We start from the raw sequence: 22020 nt of genomic DNA on the forward strand, positions 1-22020 counted from the left end.
GTTTTTATGCCTGCGTTTTTTCAGTCTTTTATAGAGGCAGAACAAGAACGGAGCAGGCGGATTGAGCAGCTACGAAAAGAAATCCGGGAGTTTGCAAAAGAGGAAGCAGGAAGTTCCATTACAGAACAGATTCTGCTGTTTCTGGCAGATGAGATGGTAGAACATCTTTCGGAAATAGATTATGAACTGCGAATGAAATTTGAATTATACATAACACCGCTGATAAAGCGAAATTACATTTACCGATATACCGGAACGTTCGACCGGATACGGCAGGCGTACATCCGGGAACGGATGAAAACTCCGGCTGGACAGAGGGAATGTGAATGGAAATATAAAAATGAAATACTTTTTGTTCCATACCACTCAGATCCTGTAATCGTAAAGAGTGTGGAAACGGTACGGTGTCGGAGCAACATGGTCTGGAATTTTAAAGCGGCAGCCAGTGAGAAACTGAAACGTCAGATTTTTACCGTGCTGGAATATATTCTGGAGAATTATGAAATTTCCAGACTGAGGGAATATAAACTGACCGGGCTACAGCTTTTTTACGAATTTTGCATCCGGGATCAGATTACAGATATCCAGCTTCTGGAGCTGGAACAGGAAACAGCATTTCAGGACTACCTGAAGCAGAAAGTCGAGAAAGAGCAACGGCGAAAACGACTGAAGAGCATTGTGGAAACTGCCCGTAAAGTGATTTTTATAGAAACTGATGAAACAAGATGGGATGCTACCATCTGGTATTTAGAGCGGTTTCGTATTGCCAAAGAAAGAATAAACCAGAGTGACAGTATAGAAAAAATATCATTTCAGGAAGTTCTACAGCCCAAGAATCGATTGCTGCTTCAGGAATATATGAAGTACGAAATTGGAATCGGAGAACTGGCGCTCAGTACGGTGTACGAAAGATTCCGAACCATTCGAAATTTTTTGCAGGAGATCAGCGAACTGGAAGTTACCAAGTGTGATGCCAGCCTGATTGATGTATATTTAAAGAATTTGCAGAATGGTGCTATGGGAGCAAAGACATTTAATACCAATGTTTCGGGAATACAGTTTTTTATGAAATTTCTGGAAGTAAAGGGGTATATAAAAAAGGTTCCGTTTTATGCATCGTATTACTTGGAAAAACAGATCCCAGTCCACCATGACAGAAGTGTGGAAGAGGATGTGTATATGGAAATTATCCAAAACCTCTCACAGTTTCCTGAACACCTGAGAATGATGTTTTTACATCTCTGGTGTGTGGGACTCCGGATCAGTGAGGTCTGCACCTTAAAAGGGGATGCGTATTATATCCAGAATGGTGACTGCTGGATGAAGGTTTACCAGGTGAAAATGAAAAATTATAAAAGGGTTCCCATTCCGGTAACATTGTATCGTCTGATGCAGGTTTATCTGAAAAAGCACCCTACCGAAAAAGAAGCATACATTTTTCGGAATCGGAAAGGTGGAGCATTTTCCAAAAGCACCTTCATGGGGCAGATGAAAAAATACTGCTCCCAGATAGGCATACAGAATGGAGAATATATTTTTAAGTCTCATGATTACCGACATACCGTAGCAACCAATTTTTATGAGCATGGCGTATCAATCCAAAGCATCCGGGACTATCTGGGACATACGTTTGAGGAAATGACCATGCAGTATATAGATTATATGCCAAGAAAAATTGCTAAAGAAAATGACGCATACTTTGAGGAAGAGGAAAACAGCCTGCTTGCCTGTATGCAGAAAGGAGAGAAGCATGGATAATAAACTGAAATTCCAACAACTGGAATGTTATAAGCTGGCTACCGATGAGCAAAAGGAAAAGCTGAATAAGGAACAATATTTTGATCTGGATAAACTGCCGGGAAACCAGCTTCAGACAGAATTTGTCGAATACATTTACTACCGTGGAACGCAGGTATCCATCCTGACCATAAAAAGGGAAAGGCATTATTTTAACAGCTTATGTGAATTTTTTCAGAAGTCATCCCATCAGGAAAACAGCCTGCTTGACAGAGAAAAAGACTTCTGGATAAAGCAGTTGAAAATGTGGATGATACAAAACGGTAGGGCTTTGACAAAGCATAAAGTGACGAACATTCAGACTGAATCGGTGGAAAAAGCTGCCCTGATCCGGTATTTTGAAAGCCTTCTGGAATTTACACTGGACCGATCAGAAACCAATGAGCTGGCAAAGGATATCTGGCATCTGGAAAGGCTTCCGCTTATCCTGCGGACAAATCCGATTGTCAACCATAAGACACTAAATTTCAGAGGAATCCGGCAACCAGATATTCGGGAAGAAGTAAAAAAAGCAATTTACCATCATCTGAAAACCGAAGCCCTTGGCAGTATAAAACGTGAACTGTCCGCAATGAATAAATTTTCAAAGTATTTGGATGAAAAGCATTCCAAGATCAGCACCTGCGAAGAGCTTGACCGGGAGATCATAGAGCAGTTTTTGATAAACATCAAAGTAGAAGCAAGCGGAGGAAAGGGTATCCGGGATGACCTGCTAAAGATCCGAAATGTGTTGGAAACAATTGGAAAGATTTATAATTTTCCACACCTGACAAAACTTTTCCTGAAATCTGATTTTCCACCAGAACGAAAAGCGGAATTCAAATCTTATTCAGACAGTGAGCTGAAAAGGCTGAATGCCCATCTGGTGAAAATGGAAGTGCAGATAGCAAGGGCGATGATTATACACCAGATGTTAGGAACCAGAATTTCCGATACGCTGACCTTACGGAAAGACTGCCTTTATAAGAATGGGAGTCAGGATATGATTGTCATATATCAGCCCAAAACCAGAAGATATGAAAAGCCGATTAGCCAGGAACTGGCACAGCTGATTGGAAAGGCAGTCAGTTATGCAAATGAGCATTATCCTGAAAGCATTTATATTTTTGCAGCCGAGAACAAACCGGAGAAACCAATCAGCTACCGAACCTTGCAGGATAAAGTGCTTCGGATGATCTATGAAAAAGATATCCGGGATGACAATGGGAACTTATTCGGATTTGGAACACATATGTTCCGGCACTGCTATGGGGTAAAGCTGACAGAACTCCATGTGGATGACTGGACCATAGCAAAGCTCCTCGGACATAAAGGAGTGAGAAGTGTCCAGTATTACCGGAAAATGAGTAATCAGAGGCTTGCAGATGAAACACGGGAAGTAAGAAATCTTATGTCACAGATTATCCTGGCGAATCTGGACGGATGGGGAGAAGAATATGAACAAATACGACAAGATGTTGGAATTGAATAAAAGAAAAAGCGAAGAGAAAGTGGAACGTGCAATCCTGGCAATCCGGACAATGGTATTGGAAAAAGAAAAAGTATCCGTGCCAGCACTGATGCAAAAGACAGGGCTGTCCAGAGGATTCTTTTATAAGAATCCGATTGTACGAAGTGAGATTGATGCAGCAATGGAACAGCAGGCTGGCATGGTAGATCCGAGGAGAAACATCATCAGCCAGGCAATGGAAACAGAAATGTATCTGCTACAGCAACAGATACAGAAGCTGAAGAGCGAGAATGAGAATCTGAAAAAAGAGAATCAAAAGTTGAAAAAGGCACTGTCCAAAAGGGAATTAAATCTTATCAAACAGCTTTAAGCTATACCACAATGCAAAGCGGATCTGCCAGGATGCGGCAGGTCTGTTTTGCATTGTGATATAAAATTTGATTATGCTTAAAAGGCATTAAGCAACCTACAATAATGGGTATTGGACATAGGAAGCAATATGGGTGTATGATAAAAAACGATAAGAAATAAAGTGAATCTGAAATGCAAACTGTCACAGGAAAAATGTGAACTTTATGTAAAAAGTTGCAAAACCTATTGACCTAAAGCTTGCTTCAGGTTGTACCATAAAATAAAAACGCAAGGAGGAGATTTTCATGGATATCGAACAGATGAAAAAAGACTTAGGCGGTGGCAACGTATTTCCAATCGGTGAGGAAAATGTAGCATTTGCAAAGTATTTTACAGGTGAATGTTATCTGAATATGCTTACAACAGAGCGAGTACCTGTTGGTCTGGTTACTTTCGCTCCAAAAACAATCAATGCATACCACATCCATCATAAAGGTGGACAGATCCTTATGGTTACTGGTGGAAGAGGATGGTACCAGGAAGAAGGAAAGCCGGCTCGTGAGCTGAAAGCCGGAGATGTAGTAAATATTCCACCAGAAGTAAAACATTGGCATGGAGCAGCGAAAGACAGCTGGTTCCAGCATCTGGCTGTTGAAGTTCCGGCAGAGGGTGCTTCCAATGAATGGCTTGAGTTTTTACCGGAAGAAGAGTATAACAAATTACCATAAAGCAAGAAAGACGGAGGTTTAGTATCATGGCAAAGATTACACAGACAGCAGGAAGAAATGCTCTGGGAACATTTGCACCGGAGTTTGCACATTTCAACGATGATGTTCTGTTCGGAGAGAACTGGAACAATGAAGATATTGATTTAAAGACAAGAAGCATTATCACAGTCGTAGCACTGATGGCACAGGGAATTACAGATTCTTCTTTAAAATTCCATTTACAGAATGCAAAGGATCATGGAGTAACACAGAAAGAAATCGCAGCGATTATCACCCACATAGCATTCTATGCAGGATGGCCAAAGGGATGGGCAGTATTCAACCTTGCAAAAGAGGTTTGGAACGAGGAAGAAATAGAAAAATAACCTGGTAGAAACTGCTCGTCAGAAAAGATTCGCACAAAGCACAAATGTGTATGCCGTTAAAGCCAGCAACTACAAGGGATTGCGGAGGGGGAGTCCAGTTTAATGCAGAAATAACTGGCATATCCATCATGCAAAAAGTGGAGGTGGACAGATTCTGGTATGCGTTGCCGGAAGAGGATATTATCAAGAAGAAGGCAAAGAAGCTGTAGAAATGAAGCCAGGCGACTGCATTAATATTCCGGCAGAAGTGAAACACTGGCATGGCGCCGCACCAGATGAATGGTTTAGCCATCTTGCAATAGAGGTTCCGGGCGAAAATGGTTCTAATGAATGGCTTGAACCAGTAAGTGATGAAGAATATGGGAAATTATAATAGGAAGGTGAATGAAATGTTTGATAGAAATATTGAATTGAATAATGGAGTAAAAATTCCACAGCTTGGTCTTGGAACCTGGTTTATTGATGATGATAAGGTTGCTGACGCTGTAAAAGCAGCGGTAGAGATTGGATATAGACATATTGATACTGCACAGGCATATGGTAATGAGCGTGGCGTGGGCAAAGGTTAATCAGTGCGAAGACAGATATGTAGAGGGAAATCGAGCATCATGGAAAGCTCTTGAGGATGTAACGGACGAATTGAAAGAATAGAATCAGATGGCGTGGATACAAGCTATGAACAACATTTACAATCGGGCGGAAGAGATTGTGATTCATTAGTTGGTTCTGTAATAAAAAGTAAAATAAGCAAGACTGGATGTTATTTATACATTATGTGAATTGGAACCAGCTCGGAAACGGGCTGGTTTCTTTATCGGCAAAATTGCCGCTAAAACTTATAACAAGGTTTTGCTTAAAAATGAGCAAAAAAGGAAAAGTATGCCTTGTAAAACAGATTTTTGATTTACAAGGATAGTTTGGTATTTAATTAAAGATAAATGATGCCGAAAACGGCAAAAACATAAGATATAAGCAAAAATAAATGTTTAATAATTTGCCGATAATGTGATATACTATATAATAAAGTGTAAATTTTGATTTGAATTATAACGGAGGAGAACAGATGCGATACCTTTCAGTTACTGAAATAGCAAAAAAGTGGAATGTTTCAGAGCGCAGCGTCAGAAATTATTGTGCACAGGGACGTGTACCAGGTGCATTTCTTACCGGTAAGACTTGGAATATTCCTGAAAATGCAGAAAAACCGGAGCGCTCAAACAAAAAGAAAGAGCAGCCAGTTACTTTGCTGGATATTCTGCAGGAGCAGAAAGCAAGTAAGTATTCTGGCGGCATTTACCATAAGACACAGATTGATTTAACATACAACTCCAATCATATTGAGGGCAGCCGTCTGACCTATGATCAGACCAGATACATCTTTGAAACCAACACCATAGGCGTAGAAAACGAAGTGCTGAATGTGGATGATGTGATTGAAACAGCAAATCACTTCCGTTGCATTGATATGATTATTGATAATGCAAAAGCGGCTTTAACAGAAAAGTTTATTAAAGAACTACATTTGATTCTGAAAAATGGAACCAGTGATTCCAGAAAAGATTGGTTTGTTGTTGGTGATTACAAGAAATTGCCGAACGAAGTTGGCGGAATGGAAACAGCACTTCCAGAAGAAGTTGCCGATAAAATGAAAGCTCTGTTGACTGAGTACAACGGAAAAGAAGAAAAGACTTTTGAGGATATTTTGGATTTTCATGTGAAGTTTGAACGGATCCATCCATTCCAGGATGGCAACGGTCGTGTAGGACGTCTGATTATGTTTAAAGAATGTTTGAAATACAATATTGTGCCGTTTATTATCGAAGATAATCTGAAAATGTTCTATTATCGTGGACTGAAAGAATGGAACAATGAAAAAGGTTATCTGACAGATACCTGTCTGACCGCACAGGATAAATATAAAGCATATTTGGATTATTTTAGAATTGTTTATTAAAAGCGATTTCTATAAGTCCTTTTCAAAGTGTCATCTCACACTTTGGTTTGAGGAAAATCATTAGATGAGAGGTACAGCAATGACTGGTGAAAAATTTACATTAATGCAGTATTCGGTTCACGCAATTCTTGGACTGATTGATGCAGAAGATTTTGTTATTCCTGAAATTCAGCGTCCATTTGTATGGAAGCGCAGTCAGGTTAGAGATTTAATAGATTCTTTATATAATGGCTATCCTACTGGCTACATTATTACTTGGAAGAATCCAGATGTAAAAACTAAAGATGGCGGTAAAGCGAATGGTAAAAAAGTGCTGATAGATGGTCAGCAACGAGTAACCGCTTTAATGGCCGCTATATCTGGGAGAGAAGTTCTGGATGATGATTTTAATAAGGAACGTATTAAAATTGCATTTAATCCTTTGGCAGAAGATGAAACAAAAAGATTTGCGGTACAAGATGCTTCTCATCTGAAAGATAAAAAATGATTTCCTGCTGTTTTCGCCAAATTCTGCGTTTTTTATTTCATATCCTTTAGCTTCCATAAATGCAAGAAATTCTGAGTAAGTGGAAACGATTCGGATTGTCTGGTTGATATCTTTTCGCAGCTGCGCTTTTTTACTGGATTCAGATTTATTTGCAGCCCATTCATTGTATTTCATTCCTTTTTTACCATCTGGCATAATTGTGGACAGGTTATGTTCCTGGCATAAAGTGTCGCTGAGATTTCGTATTTTCCAGTAATTCTTTTTACAGTCATGATAATGAGAAAAAGTGATATTATCTGCAGAACAGAAAATCAAATGGTTATGTACATGGCCTTTATCAGTGTGTCTTGTCAGAACATAGGAGTATTTTCCCTCCAGTAAGCGATCCGCAAGTTCTTTTCCAATCTGATGGGCTTCCTCATTGGAAACTTCATTAGGGGAAAATGCCTGAATCAGATGAAATGCCTTATTTGTATTGTGTGGATCTCTGCAATCATGTGTATGATCCAAAGTGTATTTAAAATCAAGAGCGGCTGTTTCGGGAGAGCAGGCAAAGGAAGAAATATATAGATTCTGGTCTGTTTTATCTGGATTACAGATAAAATGTCAATGGGGCGGTCGAATGTTGTTAATTGTTCTGCACTATTGTTTTACGGTACTTATCTCTTTTTTCTTCCGGAATTTCAAGCATATCCATTGTTTGTTCGATAGTCCAGTTCGTGTTTTTCATTAACTTTTTGATGTTTTCCAGTTCTTTAATTTCCATGCCATCGTCCATTAGCATCTGTCCCAGTCTGGTCATTCGCATTACCTCCCTGATCTCATCTAAATCTGACTTATCCAAAAACTTATCTGCCAGAGCATATAGTATAGCTCTTGTTTTTTCTGCTATAAGTTCATTACTCGGTTTCGTTAGATTTATTGCTGTTTTGAACATTTCTTTACGGCTCATATTCCCAGACATCAATGGAGAAAGAGCAACGTAATCATTTTCGGTGAATTTTTCGTTATTGCTCTGTTTTTGTATTAGTTTTTGGAATATGTCATCTGCATTTTTATCTTTTAGATAAATTGGCTGTATCCGATAATTGTATAATCCGCAGTCCAATTCGGATTTTATGTCAGTAATCCCACCGGAATAAATGACATATGTAATAACTTTCTTACCGGTCTGGTTGGAATAAACTGCATCATATGCATGGAATCTGCGGAGATCAACCTCTTTTTTATCTGTTGTTTGAAATTCAATATGTACATAAAATCCATGTATAAAGAGTGAATTGTCAGTTCTATCAATTCTGTAGGACCTATTTCTTCATATTGAAAATTAATCCCCAGTGCTTTCAGAATTGTATCACGAAAATAATTGAAACCCATTTTTATAACGGCATCTTCATGTTTCGTATTTGTCATGAGGCACCTCTATTATTCGTCCAGTATAGTCCTCATTGGTGTTCTGAAAATGTATTCACTCGTTCTTTTGTTTTTTGTCATTTGTAAGGATGTAGACTTTTCCTCCTTCTGTATGATTATTTTAACAGAACGAGTTTGGAATTGCCAGTACTGATTGTTGTGCGAAATCAGAAATCAATTTTGAAACTACCGTTACATGTTCATTTTAGATTGGTCATCCATATAACTTTCGACAGGGTTGCAAAGATTCGCAACAGAAGAATGCCAATGGGTGCATGACGCTTGTTTCGTAGCAAAAATACCAGCGGCATATTTGCTTTTGGGAGAAACGATTATGTGGTCCCATGTTGTCAGGTATTGTGATGGATTTCCGCTATAATTTTTTAAACGATAATATTAAAAGTGCACAAATAGTGACGATAATAATGGTGAAAAATGTTAATTATTATATTGGAGATTGACAAAAAGATAAATTCGTGGTAGATTAACAATAAAGAACCGGTCCCATAATGGAGAGTGAGAATGTTGAATATAAGGGAAATAGCTAAAATAGCTGGGGTTGGAAAATCTACCGTATCAAGAGTAATCAATCAAACTGGATATGTGAGTGATGAAACTAGAAAAAAAATAGAAGCGGTAATGCAAGAGTATGAATATTCGCCATCTGCCGTAGCAAGAAATTTATCAAAACAGCAAACGAATTCCATCGGAATTATTATTCCTCAGGCTAATAATCCATTCTTTGATGAGATATTAACAGGCGTAGAGAGCATTGCTGGTGAGAATGGATATACTATTAGTTTTAGTAATACTGCTAATGATCCTAAAAAGGAGAGAGATGCTATAAAGGCGTTCATTGAACAGAGAGTTAGTGGAATGATTCTTCAGCCGACTTTTTCTTATGAGGATTCGAATTATCAGGCGCAGTTAAGAAAACTCCTTATGCGACTGCATGCACCAGTAGTTGTTGTGGATCGACCGCTATCATATCCAATATGTGACGGAGTGTTTTTTGATGGATATCTAGCATCATATCAAGCAACAGAAGCACTCATTAAAGGTGGTAATAAGACTATTGGAATTATTACCGGTAATTTAAATATGAAATTGGCGAAAGAACGATTTGACGGGTATTTGCAAGCTATGCAAGATTATAGTATTCCAGTACATGAAGAATACTTTTTGATGGGTGATTTTACACTGGAAAAAGCATATGATTTGGTAAAAACGTGTATTCAAGAGGACAAACTTCCAGATGCGATGTTTACAACGAATAATTTTGCGACAATTGGTTTTATGAAGGCTATTATTGAAGAGAATATGCAGATAGGTAAGGATATTAGGTGTGTATCTTTTGATTATTTGGATTTTGCTGATGTTCTCGGTTTGAATTTGAGTTATGTCGGAAGGCATGAAAATATGGGGGAATTGGCATGTAGAATGCTTATAGATAGGATAGCGAATCCTAAACTTCCAAGGAGGACAGAGATTGTACAACCACATTTGGTATTAAAAGGTTCTGAATTGAAGAAATAATAGTAGGAGTTTGACTGTGGGACCGGTTACTTATTGCTGGGAGTAAGGAGGTGAACAGGAATCTTATAATAAATGTGCAGGAGGCGTAGTACAGAATCATATACAATGAAATGAGGTGATGAAAAATCTATGAAACGATAAAATTTTTTTATTTATATGTGGGACCGGTTACTTATTAATAGGATACGGAGAAAAACATATTTTTTCGGTAGGTATATTGATTTTGAAAGTTGATGTATAAAAAATGACAGAGTATTGGGAAGGTGGGAAATTAATTTATGAAGTGGAATATTAAAAGATGGTTAGCTATTGGCCTTGTATCAGCTTTGACAGTATCAATGGTGGGATGTACTAAAGAAAGCAGTAACAGTAGTAGTGAAAGCGGTACTGACACGAGCAGTAATGACGCAAGCGGTAATGACACAAGTAATAATGAAAAAGTAGAATTGACAATTTGGCAACATGAGCCTACAGAACAAAGAGTTACGGCTTGGAACACAGTCATTGACAAATTTCAAAAAGAAAACCCCAATATTATTGTCAATATGGAGGTTGTATTATGGAGTGATGCTCAAGCCAAAATGATGAGTGCGATTCAGAGTTCAACTATGCCAGATATGAATGTGGTGTCTGACACAAGTTGGTCATCAGCATATCTTGCAGGAGGTATTGTAGAGGTTGACGATATTGTAGAGACTGTTGACAACGAACAGGATTTTATTGATTCTACATTGTTAAGTTATAAAATGGATGATCATTATTGGGCAGTTCCAATTGATAGTATTTGTTATTCTCTCTTGTATAGACCAAGTGCTTTGGAGGCAGCTGGTTATACTGAACCGCCAAAAACGTGGTCTGAGTTAAAAGAGTATGCAGAAAAAATGACAGTGGATACTGATGGTGATGGCAATATTGATCAGTATGGAATCGGTATCACTTGTTCAAGAGATGCTTTAGCGACGGATACTTTTGGAGCTTTTATGGCTTCAGCAAATACAGATATTTTTGATGAAGATGGAAAGATTGTGTTTGATAATGACAATACAGTGAAAGCATTGGATTTTTATAATGAATTGTACCAATATGCACCACAAGCAGCATCTGGATGGTCATGGGGAGAAATAGAATCCAATTGGGCAGCAGGAACATTTGCAATGATGCCATATCATTCACCAAATCTTGCAGCATTTTTTGAAAATGGAGATTTTGATATTGCCACAGCACCTTTCCCTAAACCTGATGATGCTGATGAGAGTTTCAAAACAAGCTTTAATCATGCTATAACGGTTACTAAAGGGGCGAAAGATAGGGAACATTATGAAGAATGCAAGAAATTTATAGAGTTTCTTGAAAGACCTGAGATTAGCTGGATTCTTACTGTTTGTCAGGAACCGGGATTTTATCTTCCGACTACAAAGGCAGGAGCCGATTTAATTGAGTCAGGATATTTCGATGAGGAGAATTTTCCACTTAAAGAAAACTTTGATGCAAAAGAAGGATCTAAGAGTAGATCCATTGTGGATAATTTCTTAAAAGTAGCAATGGAATCTTCGAAGGAAGCTTATGCACTAGGTAATAAATATGGGGCCGTTAATATGAATATGGCAGAAATTTATAATTCGTATATCATATCAGATATGATTCAAAAGGTTCTTCTAAATCAAGAGAATGTAGAGGAAGCAGTAAAATGGGCAAGTGATAAAATGGAGACAATAGATTAACAATAGGTAGTGAAACAGGTATTCTCAAAATACGTTATTTGGGAATGCCTGTGAGAAGAAAGGAACTAAGAAGAAAGGGACAGGAAATTGGAACAAAAGAATCAAAAAATAGGTTATTTATTTTTGGCTCCTTTAACAATTATAGTAGCAGTTTTTTTACTATACCCATTTGTAAAGGGATTTATATTATCATTTTTTGAAACCAAATATGGTTTTGGAAGTATGAGTTTTTCCGGATTGAAGAATTTTATTTCAATTGTAAAGGAAGAAAAATTTGGCGTTGCAATTAAGAATTCGATGATTTGGGTTGTTTTTGGATTGATTTTAAATACTGTTTTTCCAATGGGCATTGCAATATTGATTAATCGAGATTTTGTGGGAAAAAAAGTATGTATGGGCGCTATGCTTATTTCGTGGATGACTCCAGTAGTGGGTTTTTCAATGATGTGGAAATGGTTGTTAGAACCTCAGTTAGGTATAGTCAATAAGATTTTGAAAAATGTGGGACTTATTGAAAACAGTATTAACTTTTTAGGGGACAGTAAATGGGCTTTAGGGATTTGCATATTTCTAAATTTTCTGCAATTCTTTCCATTTGGAGTGCTCTTGATGTCTTCGGCACTTAGTGTTATTCCGAAAGAACTATATGAAGCGATGAGAATTGATGGTGCATCTCCCAAAAAAATCTTGTCTAACCTGATTTTACCAATTGCAGGTCCAATGATTAGTTTCATGACTTTTTTGGGAATCGTGTGGACTTTTAGTAATTATTCATTAATATATATTCTTACCAAAGGGGGGCCAAATTATTCTACATATACAGTTCCAATCCTTATATATGAAAAGGCATTTTCAGAATTTCAGGTCGGACAGTCGATGGCGTTGGCAAGTATGGTAGGGACACTTCTCATTGCATTAGGAATCCTGTTTGGTAAAAGCTTTTTCAAAAAAGTGGAAGTCTAAAAGGAGGAGTTATGAAAAGAAAAAGTTGTAGGGTGCAGCCATTTCACAAGAAGAGTCATACGATATTATTTTATGCAAGTATGTTTTTGTTTACGTTGATACTTATTTTACCATTTATTTACGTTGTTGATGCCTCTTTCCAGAATGAGTGGGCTATAAAAATAGGAGCCGTAAAAGTGTTTCCTGCAGCTGTGACTTTGCAAAATTATAAAGATCTATTATTGGAATCAGTAGGCGTAACAGCTTTTCGGGAGAACCTTTTTAATAGCATAAAAATCAGTTTTGGGGTTACAACACTTTCCGTCGTTATAGGCGTATTGGGGGCATATGGATTATCAAGGTATGAATTTAAAGGCAAAGAAAAAATTGCAAAATTGATGCTTTTTATGTATGTATTTCCTACGATTCTGGCAATATATCCAATCTATGATGTATTGGCTAGCATGCATTTAATTGATACGCATTTTGGGGTAATACTTGTACATACAGCGTTGGTTGCACCATTTTGCACATGGTTGATGAGATCTTTTTTTGATGCAATTCCAAGGGAAATAGAAGAAGCAGCCAGAGTAGACGGCGCAAATAAATTTCAGATTATTGTTAAAATCATTATTCCACTAGCGGCACCAGGAATTTTGGCGGCAGGCATGTACGCATTCATTTATTCATGGGGTGAATATATGTTTTCATCAATTCTAATTACTAGCGGATCCAAAAAAACGATTCCGTTGGCACTTCAGGCATATATGTCACATACAGATCAGAAGTGGGGAAGGCTATTAGCTGGTTGTTCATTAAATTTTGTGCCACTTTTGATACTATTTGTGCCGTTGATGAAATCATTTTTAAAAGGCTTCATGGAAGGTGGAGTAAAACAATAACAGCAGTCAGAAAGGATGAGAAAAAGATGAGAAAATTAAAAGTTGGTGTAATTGGCTGTGGTCAAGTTGCACAGATTGTTTGGCTACCATATATTCACGAACTTGACGAGTATGATATTGTGGCAATTTCAGATATTTCACTAAAACTGTTGGATTATTATGGAAATCTTTATGGAGTAAAAAAGTGTTATAGAGATTGGCATGAATTAATAAATGACAAAGAGGTTGAAGCAGTAATTGTGTTGAACAGTAATCATACTGAAGTGTGTATAGAAGCGGCAAAAGCTGGAAAGCACATTTTGGTAGAAAAACCATTATGTGAGAATATAAGACAAGCTGAGGAAATTGAAAAAGCTGTAACCGAAAATAATGTGCTGCTCATGGTTGGGGAGATGAAACGATATGATTCAGGATATAAATACGCACGAAATTTAATACAAAATATGAAAGGGTTGCGTATGATTCGGTCAAGAGATGTATGTGATGGCCTTGCTGCTTCGCAACCAGAAATATATGAATCCAGGAGAAGGACAGACGTAGAACAGAGCGTGAAGGAAAAAATTAATCAGAATTTCAATCAAGGCCTGAAAGAGGTTACGGGAGAATTATCGGAGAATCTATATTTTAGATTATTGCTTGCAGGAGTACATGACATTGATATTTTGAGGGCTGCGTTTGGAGAACCAGAAAAAGTAAGCTATTCGGATATTTGGGATGATGGAAATATGTTGATGGCAGAATTGGATTATGGTAATCATGTAAAAGCAATTTTTGAAGTAGGTTACACTAACCAAAAATGGTTTGACGAGGAGTTGACAGCATATGGGTTAGATCAGACAATTACAGTGAAGTTTCCGCATCCATATATTAGAAATTGTCCGACAATTATTAAGATTATTGAGAATAAAGATGGAAGAATTGAAGAAAGAGAAGTTTCAGTAGCTTTCGACGAAGCATTTCGCAATGAACTTCTTCATTTCTATCAATGCGTGATTGAAAATAAACAACCAGAAACGAATATTGAAGAAGGAAAAAAAGATATTCGGCTATTGAATGATATTTTTCAATGTTATGCAAGGAGGATAAACAAATGTTAGTTATTGATTCACATGCACATCCACCCAGAAAAGGAGTTCCTGGAATTGACAATAGACCAAGAACAATTCCAAAAAGTTTAGAGCAGATAGATAAAATATTTATAGAAGATGTAAATGAAATTATAGAAGATATGGATAGACATCAAGTCGATGCAAAAGTAATGATTGCAATGCCGCCAGATATAGAAAAAGACTTCCACTATGGAGAATATATCCCAGAATATGGTATTACAACTATGACATCACATGAGTGGATCAGCAGAGCAATTGCACTTTATCCCAATCGATTTTTTGCTTGTGCATGCTTAAATCCACTTGAAGAGAATTCCAGGGAAGAATTAGAAGATTTAGTTGTAAATAAAGGATTTAGAGAGGTCAAAATACATCAGGCACACTACAGATTTGAGGTGAATGACAAACGAGTTTATCCATTTTATGAAAAATGCATTGAGCTGGATATTCCGGTAGCATTTCATACGGGTTTTTCTCCGGTACAGTTAATTGATAGATACATTCCGGCAATGCCTCATAATATTGATGAACTGGCATATGATTTTCCAAATTTAAAAATCAACATGTGCCATGGTGGAGGTAACTGGTATCAGGATGGAATTATGATTGCTCTGCGTAATGCAAATATTATGATAGACATCGCAGGAATCACCGATTTATGTGAGAAAATGGTTTACCCAAGAGTTGATGCAAAAGATCTCATACGAAGGTTTGTGGAAATATTGGGAGCAGACAGAATTTTATTTGGAACGGATAATATGGATGATGAGATAAATTATAAATTCATGCAGGAAATTGGATTGGCGGATGCTGATTTGGAAAAAATCATGGGATTGAATGTAAAGAGGTACCTGAGATTGTGGGAATAATATATTTTTTTGATGATTGGAAAATATTAAGAAGGACAAGAATGAATCGTAAAATGGGAACGCCTGTACTGTGTAAAGAATCTATTTTAGAAGATGTAAAAACAGAAGGCGTATGGAATTATCCAACCGTTTGGAAAGACATAACTACAGGAAAATGGGTAGCAATATACGGAGGATGTGCACCATTTTCTTACGATGAAAGAGCTGGATTCTGCATAAAAACAGTAGAACTTTATAGGGCGACTAGTGAGGATGGTATACATTGGAAAAGTGATTGCGAGAATCCTGTGTTTTCAAGGGAAATAGATTTAGGAATGGATGAACCAGGTTTATCAAGAATTGATGGCGGTCCAGTGTTTTATGATGAAAAAGAAAGAAACGAACATAAGAGGTTGAAGCTATTATACCGTTTTTTTGATACCAATGGAGTTCCAGAGGAACGAATAGCTTATTCATCGAATGGAAAGACGTGGAAAACAGAAAAACTAGCATGTGGAAATGAAAAATTGTTTCATTCTCCATCCTCTATTTTTTACAACGAAAAAGAAGGAAAGTATTATATTTCCAATTGGTTTCATGTGCATGACAGACGCATTGTATTTTATGGAACTCGTGATTTTAAATCAGTTGAAGAGCCTTTGCTTATCTTACAGGCAGATGGAGAAGATGAGTGTACAGCAGAAACATATGCTTTAATAGTAATACCCTATGAAGATATGTATATAGGTTTGTTATGGATGTTTCATGGAGATGCTGGCGAGACAAAATTGAATCGTCTTATGGGATATATGGATTGTCAGCTGGTATACAGCTATAATGGAAAAATATTTCAAAGGATATGCCATCGTCCATTTATTGCTCGCAGTAGGCAAGGAGAGCATGGTGGTGGAAGCGTGTTTCCAACATCTGTAGTTGAAGACAAAAACCATATATATATATATGGTAGTGGATCCAAAGGTGAGATGTTTCGATATCAGGAAGAAAAAGATGCTGCGCTATTGAGATATAGTCTCAGAAAAGATGGATTTGCGTATTTAGCTACGGAAAGTACAGGAGACATTTGTACTAAGGCACTTAGATTTTATGGAGAGAAGCTTTATTTAAATGTTTGCGCACCGTATGGAGTCATCAAAGTACGAATACTGAATGAAGATGGGAAAGAAATGGAGGGAATGTCTTATGAAGAGTGTACATATAAGTGTATTGATTTGATAGAGTGGACACCAGTATGGATAAGTAATAAGACAGTTAACAGCTTGAAAGGACAGGTTGTTTTTCTGGAAATTGAAATTACGAATGGAGAATTGTATGCAATACGTGGAGACTTTGATGTATTAGGGGCAAACTATATTAAATTGGAGTGATTGCATATCATGATAAAAATAGCGGTAAACGCTGGTGAGAATGACGGAATATCAATTGTAGATAGGAAGAAGGACATTGAGAAATTCATCGGCGATGAAATTGTAGTAGAAGAACCCCCGATTAGCCTTTTCCATGAAAATCTATTGAAAGGAATTCAAACAAAAAAGGCTGCTTATGATGTGTGTGCATATGCACCTTTATGGGCACAGGATATTGCACAGGAAAAACATCTTTTTGATTTAAATCAGTATGTTATGAATAAAGATCTGACATGGAAAGAGACAAAAGAAGGATTGGAGGGCGATTTTTTTAAAGCATACATCAATTATTGTGGCTGGCATGATATGAACAGAAAAATACCGGGAAGAGGACAAGGTGAAAAACTGATAGCGCTTCCCGGAACACATACAGGTGCGACTTTTTTGGTATATAGAAAAGATATATTTGAAAAATATGGTTTAAAAGAACCGTCAGATTGGGAAGAGTTTCAAAAAATTGCACTAGAGTATGCGGATATTAAGAACGGCTTATATGGAACTGCAATTGCTGGAAAACGTAAAGGCCTTTTCCCGGTACTTGACTGGTACACAAGAGTGGTATCCACAGGAGGCAGACAGTTTAGCGGATCGATTGTTGATCATAATCTGACATCAACTGCTTATAGTGAAGAAGGCGTTAGAGCATATGAACAAATCTGTTTATTGCTTTCCTGCATGCCGAAGATAACCAGGAGTTTTACTGTTCACGATGTGGCAGAAAAAATGTGTAACGGAGAATTGCTTATGCAACTGAATGTATCTTCTTTTGTTTTTCCGCAAATTTATTATCGTAAGTCTAATAAGGTGTGTCCGGAACAGTTGGGGATTTGTCAAGTTCCTGGGTTGGGAAAATATAAAGGAGTAGCATATGGTGGGGGATGGTCTTGGGCAATTCTTAATGATGTCAGAGAAAAAGAAACTTCATGGAAAATTATACAATATCTTTCCTCGAAAGAATTTGATCAATTTCGTTGTATGAAATATGGAGTAACTCCGGTCAGAAAATCCACAGCGAGGAATCCAAAAGTACAAAAAATGCAACCATGGGTACAATATATAGAACCCATCATAGAAAAAGCCGTAGAACCAGAATACTTTTACATACCGGAAGCTTTTAGCATTGCAGCAATAATTACAGATAAGCTTTTGAATGGGATTTTTCGTGGAGAAAAAGCAAAATGGGTTCTGAAAGAAATAGATGAAGATGTTAATCGTGTATTAAGAAATGGTGGTTGGCAATGAGAGGGGGTGGAAAATTGTGAAGCAATGGGATGTTTTAACCGTAGGTGAAACAATGGTAGTTTTTATTCCAGAACAAAAACAGTTGCTGCGTTATGTGGATAGATTTAAAAAAGGAATAGCTGGAGCGGAAAGCAATGTTGCTATTGGTGTATCCAAATTAGGTCATACAAGTTGTTGGATAAGTAAGTTGGGCTGTGATGAACTGGGAGAATATGTTCTTCGAGAGATTCGGGGAGAAGGAGTTTATGTATCGGAAGTAATAAGGGATGAGAATGCTTCGACTGGACTCATGATTAAACAGTTTAGTGAAGCAAATGAAACAAGCGTTTTTTATTATAGAAGGAATTCAGCAGCGAGTACGCTGAACAAGGATAATATTAGCGAAGAGATGATTCAAAACTCAAAAATAATACATATAACCGGAGTTACATCAGCTTTAAGCGGTAGTTGTGCAGAGATGAATTTGACACTGGCAAAAAAAGCAAAAAAGAACGGAGTGCTGGTAAGCTTCGACCCAAATATACGATTAAGATTATGGAGTAAAAATGAAGCTGCAGAGACGTTACGGCCCTTGTTGGATATGTGCGACATTGTTGAAATCGGTTTGGATGAAGCAAAAGTATTATTAGATACAGATAATATTAATGAGGTCGTTCGAATTCTTCGTGAAAAAAAAATACACAAGATTGCTGTGAAGCTTGGAAGCAAAGGAGCAATTGTGGCAGATGAGAGTTCTATGTATGAGATTCCACCATATTCTGTGAAGGTCATTGATAATATTGGAGCAGGAGATGCGTTTGCTGCAGGATTTTTGTGTGGCATATTGGAAGAAAGGGATCTTTTTACATGCGGTAAGATGGGTGCAATGATGGGAGCACAGGCTGTAGGAACACTAGGGGATATAGAAGGATTACCGGATCGGAAAAGATTGGAATTGCTTTTAAACGGTAATAAGGAAAATTACAGGTAGAAACTACATATGTAGTTCTTATAAAACTATTATAATTAAGGAGGATTTTAACTATGGCAATTGAATGGACAAAGGAGCAGATGAAGTATTTTATTAGCGAGTATAAAAAATTGAATACTCCCCTTGTATGGGATGCATTGTTTGTTCAGTATGGATATCGTAATCAGATTCTTAGAAGAGAAGTAAAACCTATTTTAAGAGATATGAAGCTGGCTGGACCTGCTGTCACCATTAAAGGAACTACGAATGTTACTCCTTTTGAGGAAGAATTTGATCATAAAGGGCCTGGTCCGCTGGGAGGAATGTGGATTCGCGTTGGACAGGCTTTGAGTGAGGATTGTGTTGTAATCATTGACCCTGGATATACTGAAGTGGCTGTACTGGGAGACATATTTGGGCAGACATGGCATCATATGGGAATGCAGGGGCTTGTATGCGATGGCCCGATTCGTGACTCTTTTGGATTTCTTGAAGATGATATTCCTACATTTTGTACTGATACAATGTGCATTTGCGCAGAGGGACACTGGAGAATGACAGACAGCAATGTTCCTCTTTGGTTACATGGCCAATTGGGAGAAGTATTGGTTAATCCAGGTGATTTTATTTTTGCAGATGCAGATGGAGTACTTGTGATTCCGAATGATATGATTGAGAAAGTCTTAATTAATGCAAAAGAAAGAGCTGCCAATGAAATTAAAACGAAAGCAGATATAAAAGCCGGAAAAACTCCTGAAGAGATGTGGTATGAAGATGGTCATAGTGGAGTTCTTGATGAGGATAAATAAATGCCCGATGATGTAAAAAAAAGCATATTGAGCGATAAAATAATTGCAATTATTAGAAATGTACGGTCTGAACAGATTGAACAAGTTGCAGAAGCACTACTAAAAGGAAATATCAGATGCTTGGAACTGGCTCTTTCAGGTGGAGCGAATTATGACGAGAAAGATGTTCTGAATTCAATTGAAAGAATTAGAAAAAAATATGATGGTCAAATATATGTGGGAGCAGGTACAATTTTGACTGTAGAACAGATGAAATCGGCGTATAACTCGGGAGCACAGTACATGATATCGCCCAATGTAAATCCTGACGTCATTGCTCAGACAAAACAGTGTGGTTGTATCTCTATCCCTGGGGCGTATTCGCCAACAGAAATCATAAATGCCTATGAATATGGAGCGGATTTAGTGAAAGTATTTCCAGTTGGAAAAGCAGGGGCGTCTTACATAAAAAATCTTTCTGTACCGTTGGGAAAGATTCCATTAATAGCGGTAGGAGGGGTAACGCTTCAAAATGTACAGGAATTTTTACATGCAGGTGCTGTAGCTGTTGGAGTAGGGGGAAATCTCGTTGATATTCAACTTATTCAGCAGAAGAGATATTCGGAGTTGGCAGTGAAAGCAAAAGAGTTTCATCGTCAGATTTCCTGGAAAGTTGATAAATAACCATAAAAACTATCGGCTGTAAAGACTCATTCGATAGATTGAATTTGAGTAGATAGATATCAGAAAATTTTATGGACGGTGTGAAATTTTTTCTGTAAATTTAAATCTTCTATGATAATTGATGCGGCTTAACGGCAGATTTCTGTGGTTAAGCCGTTGTTTATTTAATAGCAAATTTAAATTGGTATGTCAAGAGCGCCCAGAGAAATCTGGGCGTATATTTACTCTTGACCGTCCAACTTTTATTGTTATATTAGCCGATCCGGGTACATGATTTCCAGTTCACCACGTACTTTGTCCTAATTCCGGATTGGCATTGTCCATTTTTGCTATCTCAAAAGTTCCTAAGTATAGTGCCTTCATCAGTGCCTGTGAGCTTGGGAATACGCTTCTCTGCTTGTTCAATCTACGATAGCACGAATTCAGTGATTCAATGGCATTTGTGGTATAAAACGCAGTACGTACCTCTTTGGAAAATTTGAAAATTGGGGAGATTGCATCCCAGTTATCATTCCATCGATTCATAGCACTTGGATATTGTCCTGACCATTTTCTGGTTACTGCCTCCAGCTGTTTTCTGGCAGATTCCTCGTTTGCAGCTGTGTAGATCGTTTTTAAGTCTTTGGCAAAGGTTTTCATATCCTTGTTTGCAACATATTTAAGGGTATTTCTCACCATATGAACAATGCAGCGCTGTTGTTCCGTTTTGGGAAATGCAGCAGAGATTGCATCTTTGATTCCGGTCAGTCCATCAGAACAAAGAATAAGAATGTCCTGAACGCCCCTGTTTTTCAAACTATTCAGCACTGACAGCCAATACTTGCTGCTTTCATTTTCACCTACAACAATGCTTAATACTTCCTTCATTCCATCTTCATTAATTCCAAGGACAACATCGGCCAGTTTTCTGATCACGCCGTCATCACGCACAGAAAAATGTACAGCATCTATGAAAACGATTGGATATACCGATGATAATGGACGATTTTGCCATTCTTCGATTCTTGGAAGGAGCTTGTCTGTGATATCAGATACCATTCCCTCACTTACTTCAAAACCATAAATATCCTCTATCATTTCTGAAATCTGTCGTGTGGTCATTCCTTTCGCATACAGAGCAATAATCTTATCATCAATCGAAGAGATATCTTTCTGGCGTTTTGGAAGTACCTGTGGTTCAAATGAACTTTGGCGATCTTGTGGCACATCAACTTGAAATTCCCCATATTTACTACGGACGGTCTTAGATTTTGGTAAGCGCAAAATATTGCTACGTTACTCGTAAATTACGCTTGCACCAAAATGATAGATGCAAGCGTTTTACTTTATT

The 22020-nt window shown here is 37.6% G+C and carries 20 protein-coding genes and 5 pseudogenes; 21 read left to right on the forward strand and 4 right to left on the reverse strand.

The genetic code is table 11. From position 1 onward, the window contains the following. Positions 1-6 precede the first annotated feature (6 nt). The 10 genes and pseudogenes from AB5642_RS05015 (at position 7) to AB5642_RS05060 (ending at position 7132) form a co-directional block, all read left to right on the forward strand. Positions 7-1758, forward strand: coding sequence for a tyrosine-type recombinase/integrase (locus AB5642_RS05015; RefSeq protein ID WP_147518574.1), 1752 nt, complete (start codon positions 7-9; stop codon positions 1756-1758). Then, complete coding sequence (locus tag AB5642_RS05020) at positions 1751-3268, forward strand: tyrosine-type recombinase/integrase (RefSeq protein WP_147518573.1); 1518 nt, start codon at positions 1751-1753, stop codon at positions 3266-3268. Before AB5642_RS05015 ends, AB5642_RS05020 begins: the two co-directional genes overlap by 8 nt. Further along, entirely contained in the window at positions 3234-3617 is a 384-nt protein-coding gene (locus AB5642_RS05025) for a DUF6262 family protein (RefSeq protein ID WP_119244425.1), read from the forward strand. Before AB5642_RS05020 ends, AB5642_RS05025 begins: the two co-directional genes overlap by 35 nt. A 286-nt stretch (positions 3618-3903) precedes the next feature. Next, the gene (locus AB5642_RS05030; RefSeq protein WP_147518572.1) at positions 3904-4326 is read left to right on the forward strand and encodes a cupin domain-containing protein; all 423 of its coding nucleotides are present in this window, start codon (positions 3904-3906) and stop codon (positions 4324-4326) included. Positions 4327-4352: 26 nt separating this feature from the next. Next, a pseudogene (locus AB5642_RS05035) lies at positions 4353-4670 on the forward strand (carboxymuconolactone decarboxylase family protein); the annotation flags it as partial. 124 nt (positions 4671-4794) lie between these two features. Next, a pseudogene (locus AB5642_RS05040) lies at positions 4795-5064 on the forward strand (cupin domain-containing protein); the annotation flags it as partial. 16 nt (positions 5065-5080) lie between these two features. Next, a complete protein-coding gene (locus tag AB5642_RS05045; protein WP_330382701.1) occupies positions 5081-5260 on the forward strand; it encodes an aldo/keto reductase in 180 nt (59 codons plus the stop codon). Between the two features lie 52 nt (positions 5261-5312). Further along, positions 5313-5411 (forward strand): annotated as a pseudogene (locus tag AB5642_RS05050) (TnpV protein); the annotation flags it as partial. A gap of 343 nt (positions 5412-5754) precedes the next feature. Then, positions 5755-6645, forward strand: coding sequence for a Fic family protein (locus AB5642_RS05055; RefSeq protein WP_173719221.1), 891 nt, complete (start codon positions 5755-5757; stop codon positions 6643-6645). A 64-nt stretch (positions 6646-6709) separates the two neighbouring features. Beyond that, positions 6710-7132 carry a DUF262 domain-containing protein gene (locus tag AB5642_RS05060; protein ID WP_243243717.1) on the forward strand — a complete coding sequence of 141 codons (423 nt, stop codon included), beginning with the start codon at positions 6710-6712 and terminating at the stop codon, positions 7130-7132. A gap of 81 nt (positions 7133-7213) precedes the next feature. Here the strand turns inward: AB5642_RS05060 and AB5642_RS05065 are convergent. From AB5642_RS05065 to AB5642_RS05075, 3 genes and pseudogenes are all read right to left on the reverse strand, one after another. Next, positions 7214-7642: pseudogene (locus AB5642_RS05065) on the reverse strand (relaxase/mobilization nuclease domain-containing protein); the annotation flags it as partial. A gap of 118 nt (positions 7643-7760) precedes the next feature. Beyond that, positions 7761-8240: a hypothetical protein gene (locus tag AB5642_RS05070; protein ID WP_237926063.1), complete on the reverse strand. Its 480-nt coding sequence runs from the start codon at positions 8238-8240 to the stop codon at positions 7761-7763. Positions 8241-8248: 8 nt separating this feature from the next. Next, positions 8249-8545: a hypothetical protein gene (locus AB5642_RS05075; protein ID WP_237926061.1), complete on the reverse strand. Its 297-nt coding sequence runs from the start codon at positions 8543-8545 to the stop codon at positions 8249-8251. 522 nt (positions 8546-9067) lie between these two features. Here AB5642_RS05075 and AB5642_RS05080 point away from each other — a divergent pair. From AB5642_RS05080 to AB5642_RS05130, 11 genes are all read left to right on the forward strand, one after another. Next, positions 9068-10081 carry a LacI family DNA-binding transcriptional regulator gene (locus tag AB5642_RS05080; protein ID WP_173719220.1) on the forward strand — a complete coding sequence of 338 codons (1014 nt, stop codon included), beginning with the start codon at positions 9068-9070 and terminating at the stop codon, positions 10079-10081. A 278-nt stretch (positions 10082-10359) separates the two neighbouring features. Beyond that, positions 10360-11802, forward strand: a complete 1443-nt coding sequence (locus AB5642_RS05085; protein ID WP_173719219.1) for an ABC transporter substrate-binding protein — start codon at positions 10360-10362, stop codon at positions 11800-11802. 87 nt (positions 11803-11889) lie between these two features. Next, the gene (locus AB5642_RS05090; protein ID WP_173719218.1) at positions 11890-12765 is read left to right on the forward strand and encodes a carbohydrate ABC transporter permease; all 876 of its coding nucleotides are present in this window, start codon (positions 11890-11892) and stop codon (positions 12763-12765) included. 11 nt (positions 12766-12776) lie between these two features. Then, complete coding sequence (locus AB5642_RS05095; protein WP_173719217.1) at positions 12777-13646, forward strand: carbohydrate ABC transporter permease; 870 nt, start codon at positions 12777-12779, stop codon at positions 13644-13646. A 26-nt stretch (positions 13647-13672) separates the two neighbouring features. After that, the gene (locus AB5642_RS05100; RefSeq protein ID WP_173719216.1) at positions 13673-14743 is read left to right on the forward strand and encodes a Gfo/Idh/MocA family protein; all 1071 of its coding nucleotides are present in this window, start codon (positions 13673-13675) and stop codon (positions 14741-14743) included. Continuing rightward, entirely contained in the window at positions 14737-15624 is an 888-nt protein-coding gene (locus AB5642_RS05105) for an amidohydrolase family protein (RefSeq protein WP_173719215.1), read from the forward strand. Before AB5642_RS05100 ends, AB5642_RS05105 begins: the two co-directional genes overlap by 7 nt. Next, positions 15615-16988 carry a hypothetical protein gene (locus tag AB5642_RS05110; protein WP_173719214.1) on the forward strand — a complete coding sequence of 458 codons (1374 nt, stop codon included), beginning with the start codon at positions 15615-15617 and terminating at the stop codon, positions 16986-16988. The genes AB5642_RS05105 and AB5642_RS05110 overlap by 10 nt, the downstream gene beginning before the upstream one ends. A 9-nt stretch (positions 16989-16997) precedes the next feature. Continuing rightward, positions 16998-18269 carry an ABC transporter substrate-binding protein gene (locus AB5642_RS05115; protein ID WP_173719213.1) on the forward strand — a complete coding sequence of 424 codons (1272 nt, stop codon included), beginning with the start codon at positions 16998-17000 and terminating at the stop codon, positions 18267-18269. A 16-nt stretch (positions 18270-18285) separates the two neighbouring features. Then, the gene (locus AB5642_RS05120; RefSeq protein ID WP_207741825.1) at positions 18286-19239 is read left to right on the forward strand and encodes a sugar kinase; all 954 of its coding nucleotides are present in this window, start codon (positions 18286-18288) and stop codon (positions 19237-19239) included. A 53-nt stretch (positions 19240-19292) separates the two neighbouring features. Continuing rightward, entirely contained in the window at positions 19293-20027 is a 735-nt protein-coding gene (locus tag AB5642_RS05125) for an RraA family protein (RefSeq protein ID WP_173719211.1), read from the forward strand. Then, the gene (locus AB5642_RS05130) at positions 20028-20690 is read left to right on the forward strand and encodes a bifunctional 4-hydroxy-2-oxoglutarate aldolase/2-dehydro-3-deoxy-phosphogluconate aldolase (protein ID WP_173719210.1); all 663 of its coding nucleotides are present in this window, start codon (positions 20028-20030) and stop codon (positions 20688-20690) included. It begins immediately after the preceding gene. 299 nt (positions 20691-20989) lie between these two features. Here AB5642_RS05130 and AB5642_RS05135 read toward each other — a convergent pair. Next, a pseudogene (locus tag AB5642_RS05135) lies at positions 20990-21941 on the reverse strand (IS256 family transposase); the annotation flags it as partial. Positions 21942-22020: the final 79 nt, after the last annotated feature.

This window comes from Ruminococcus sp. 1001136sp1_2201st1_G3_2201SCRN_220225 (assembly GCF_040924365.1).
GTDB classification, from domain to species: Bacteria; Bacillota; Clostridia; order Lachnospirales; family Lachnospiraceae; genus Blautia_A; species Blautia_A faecis.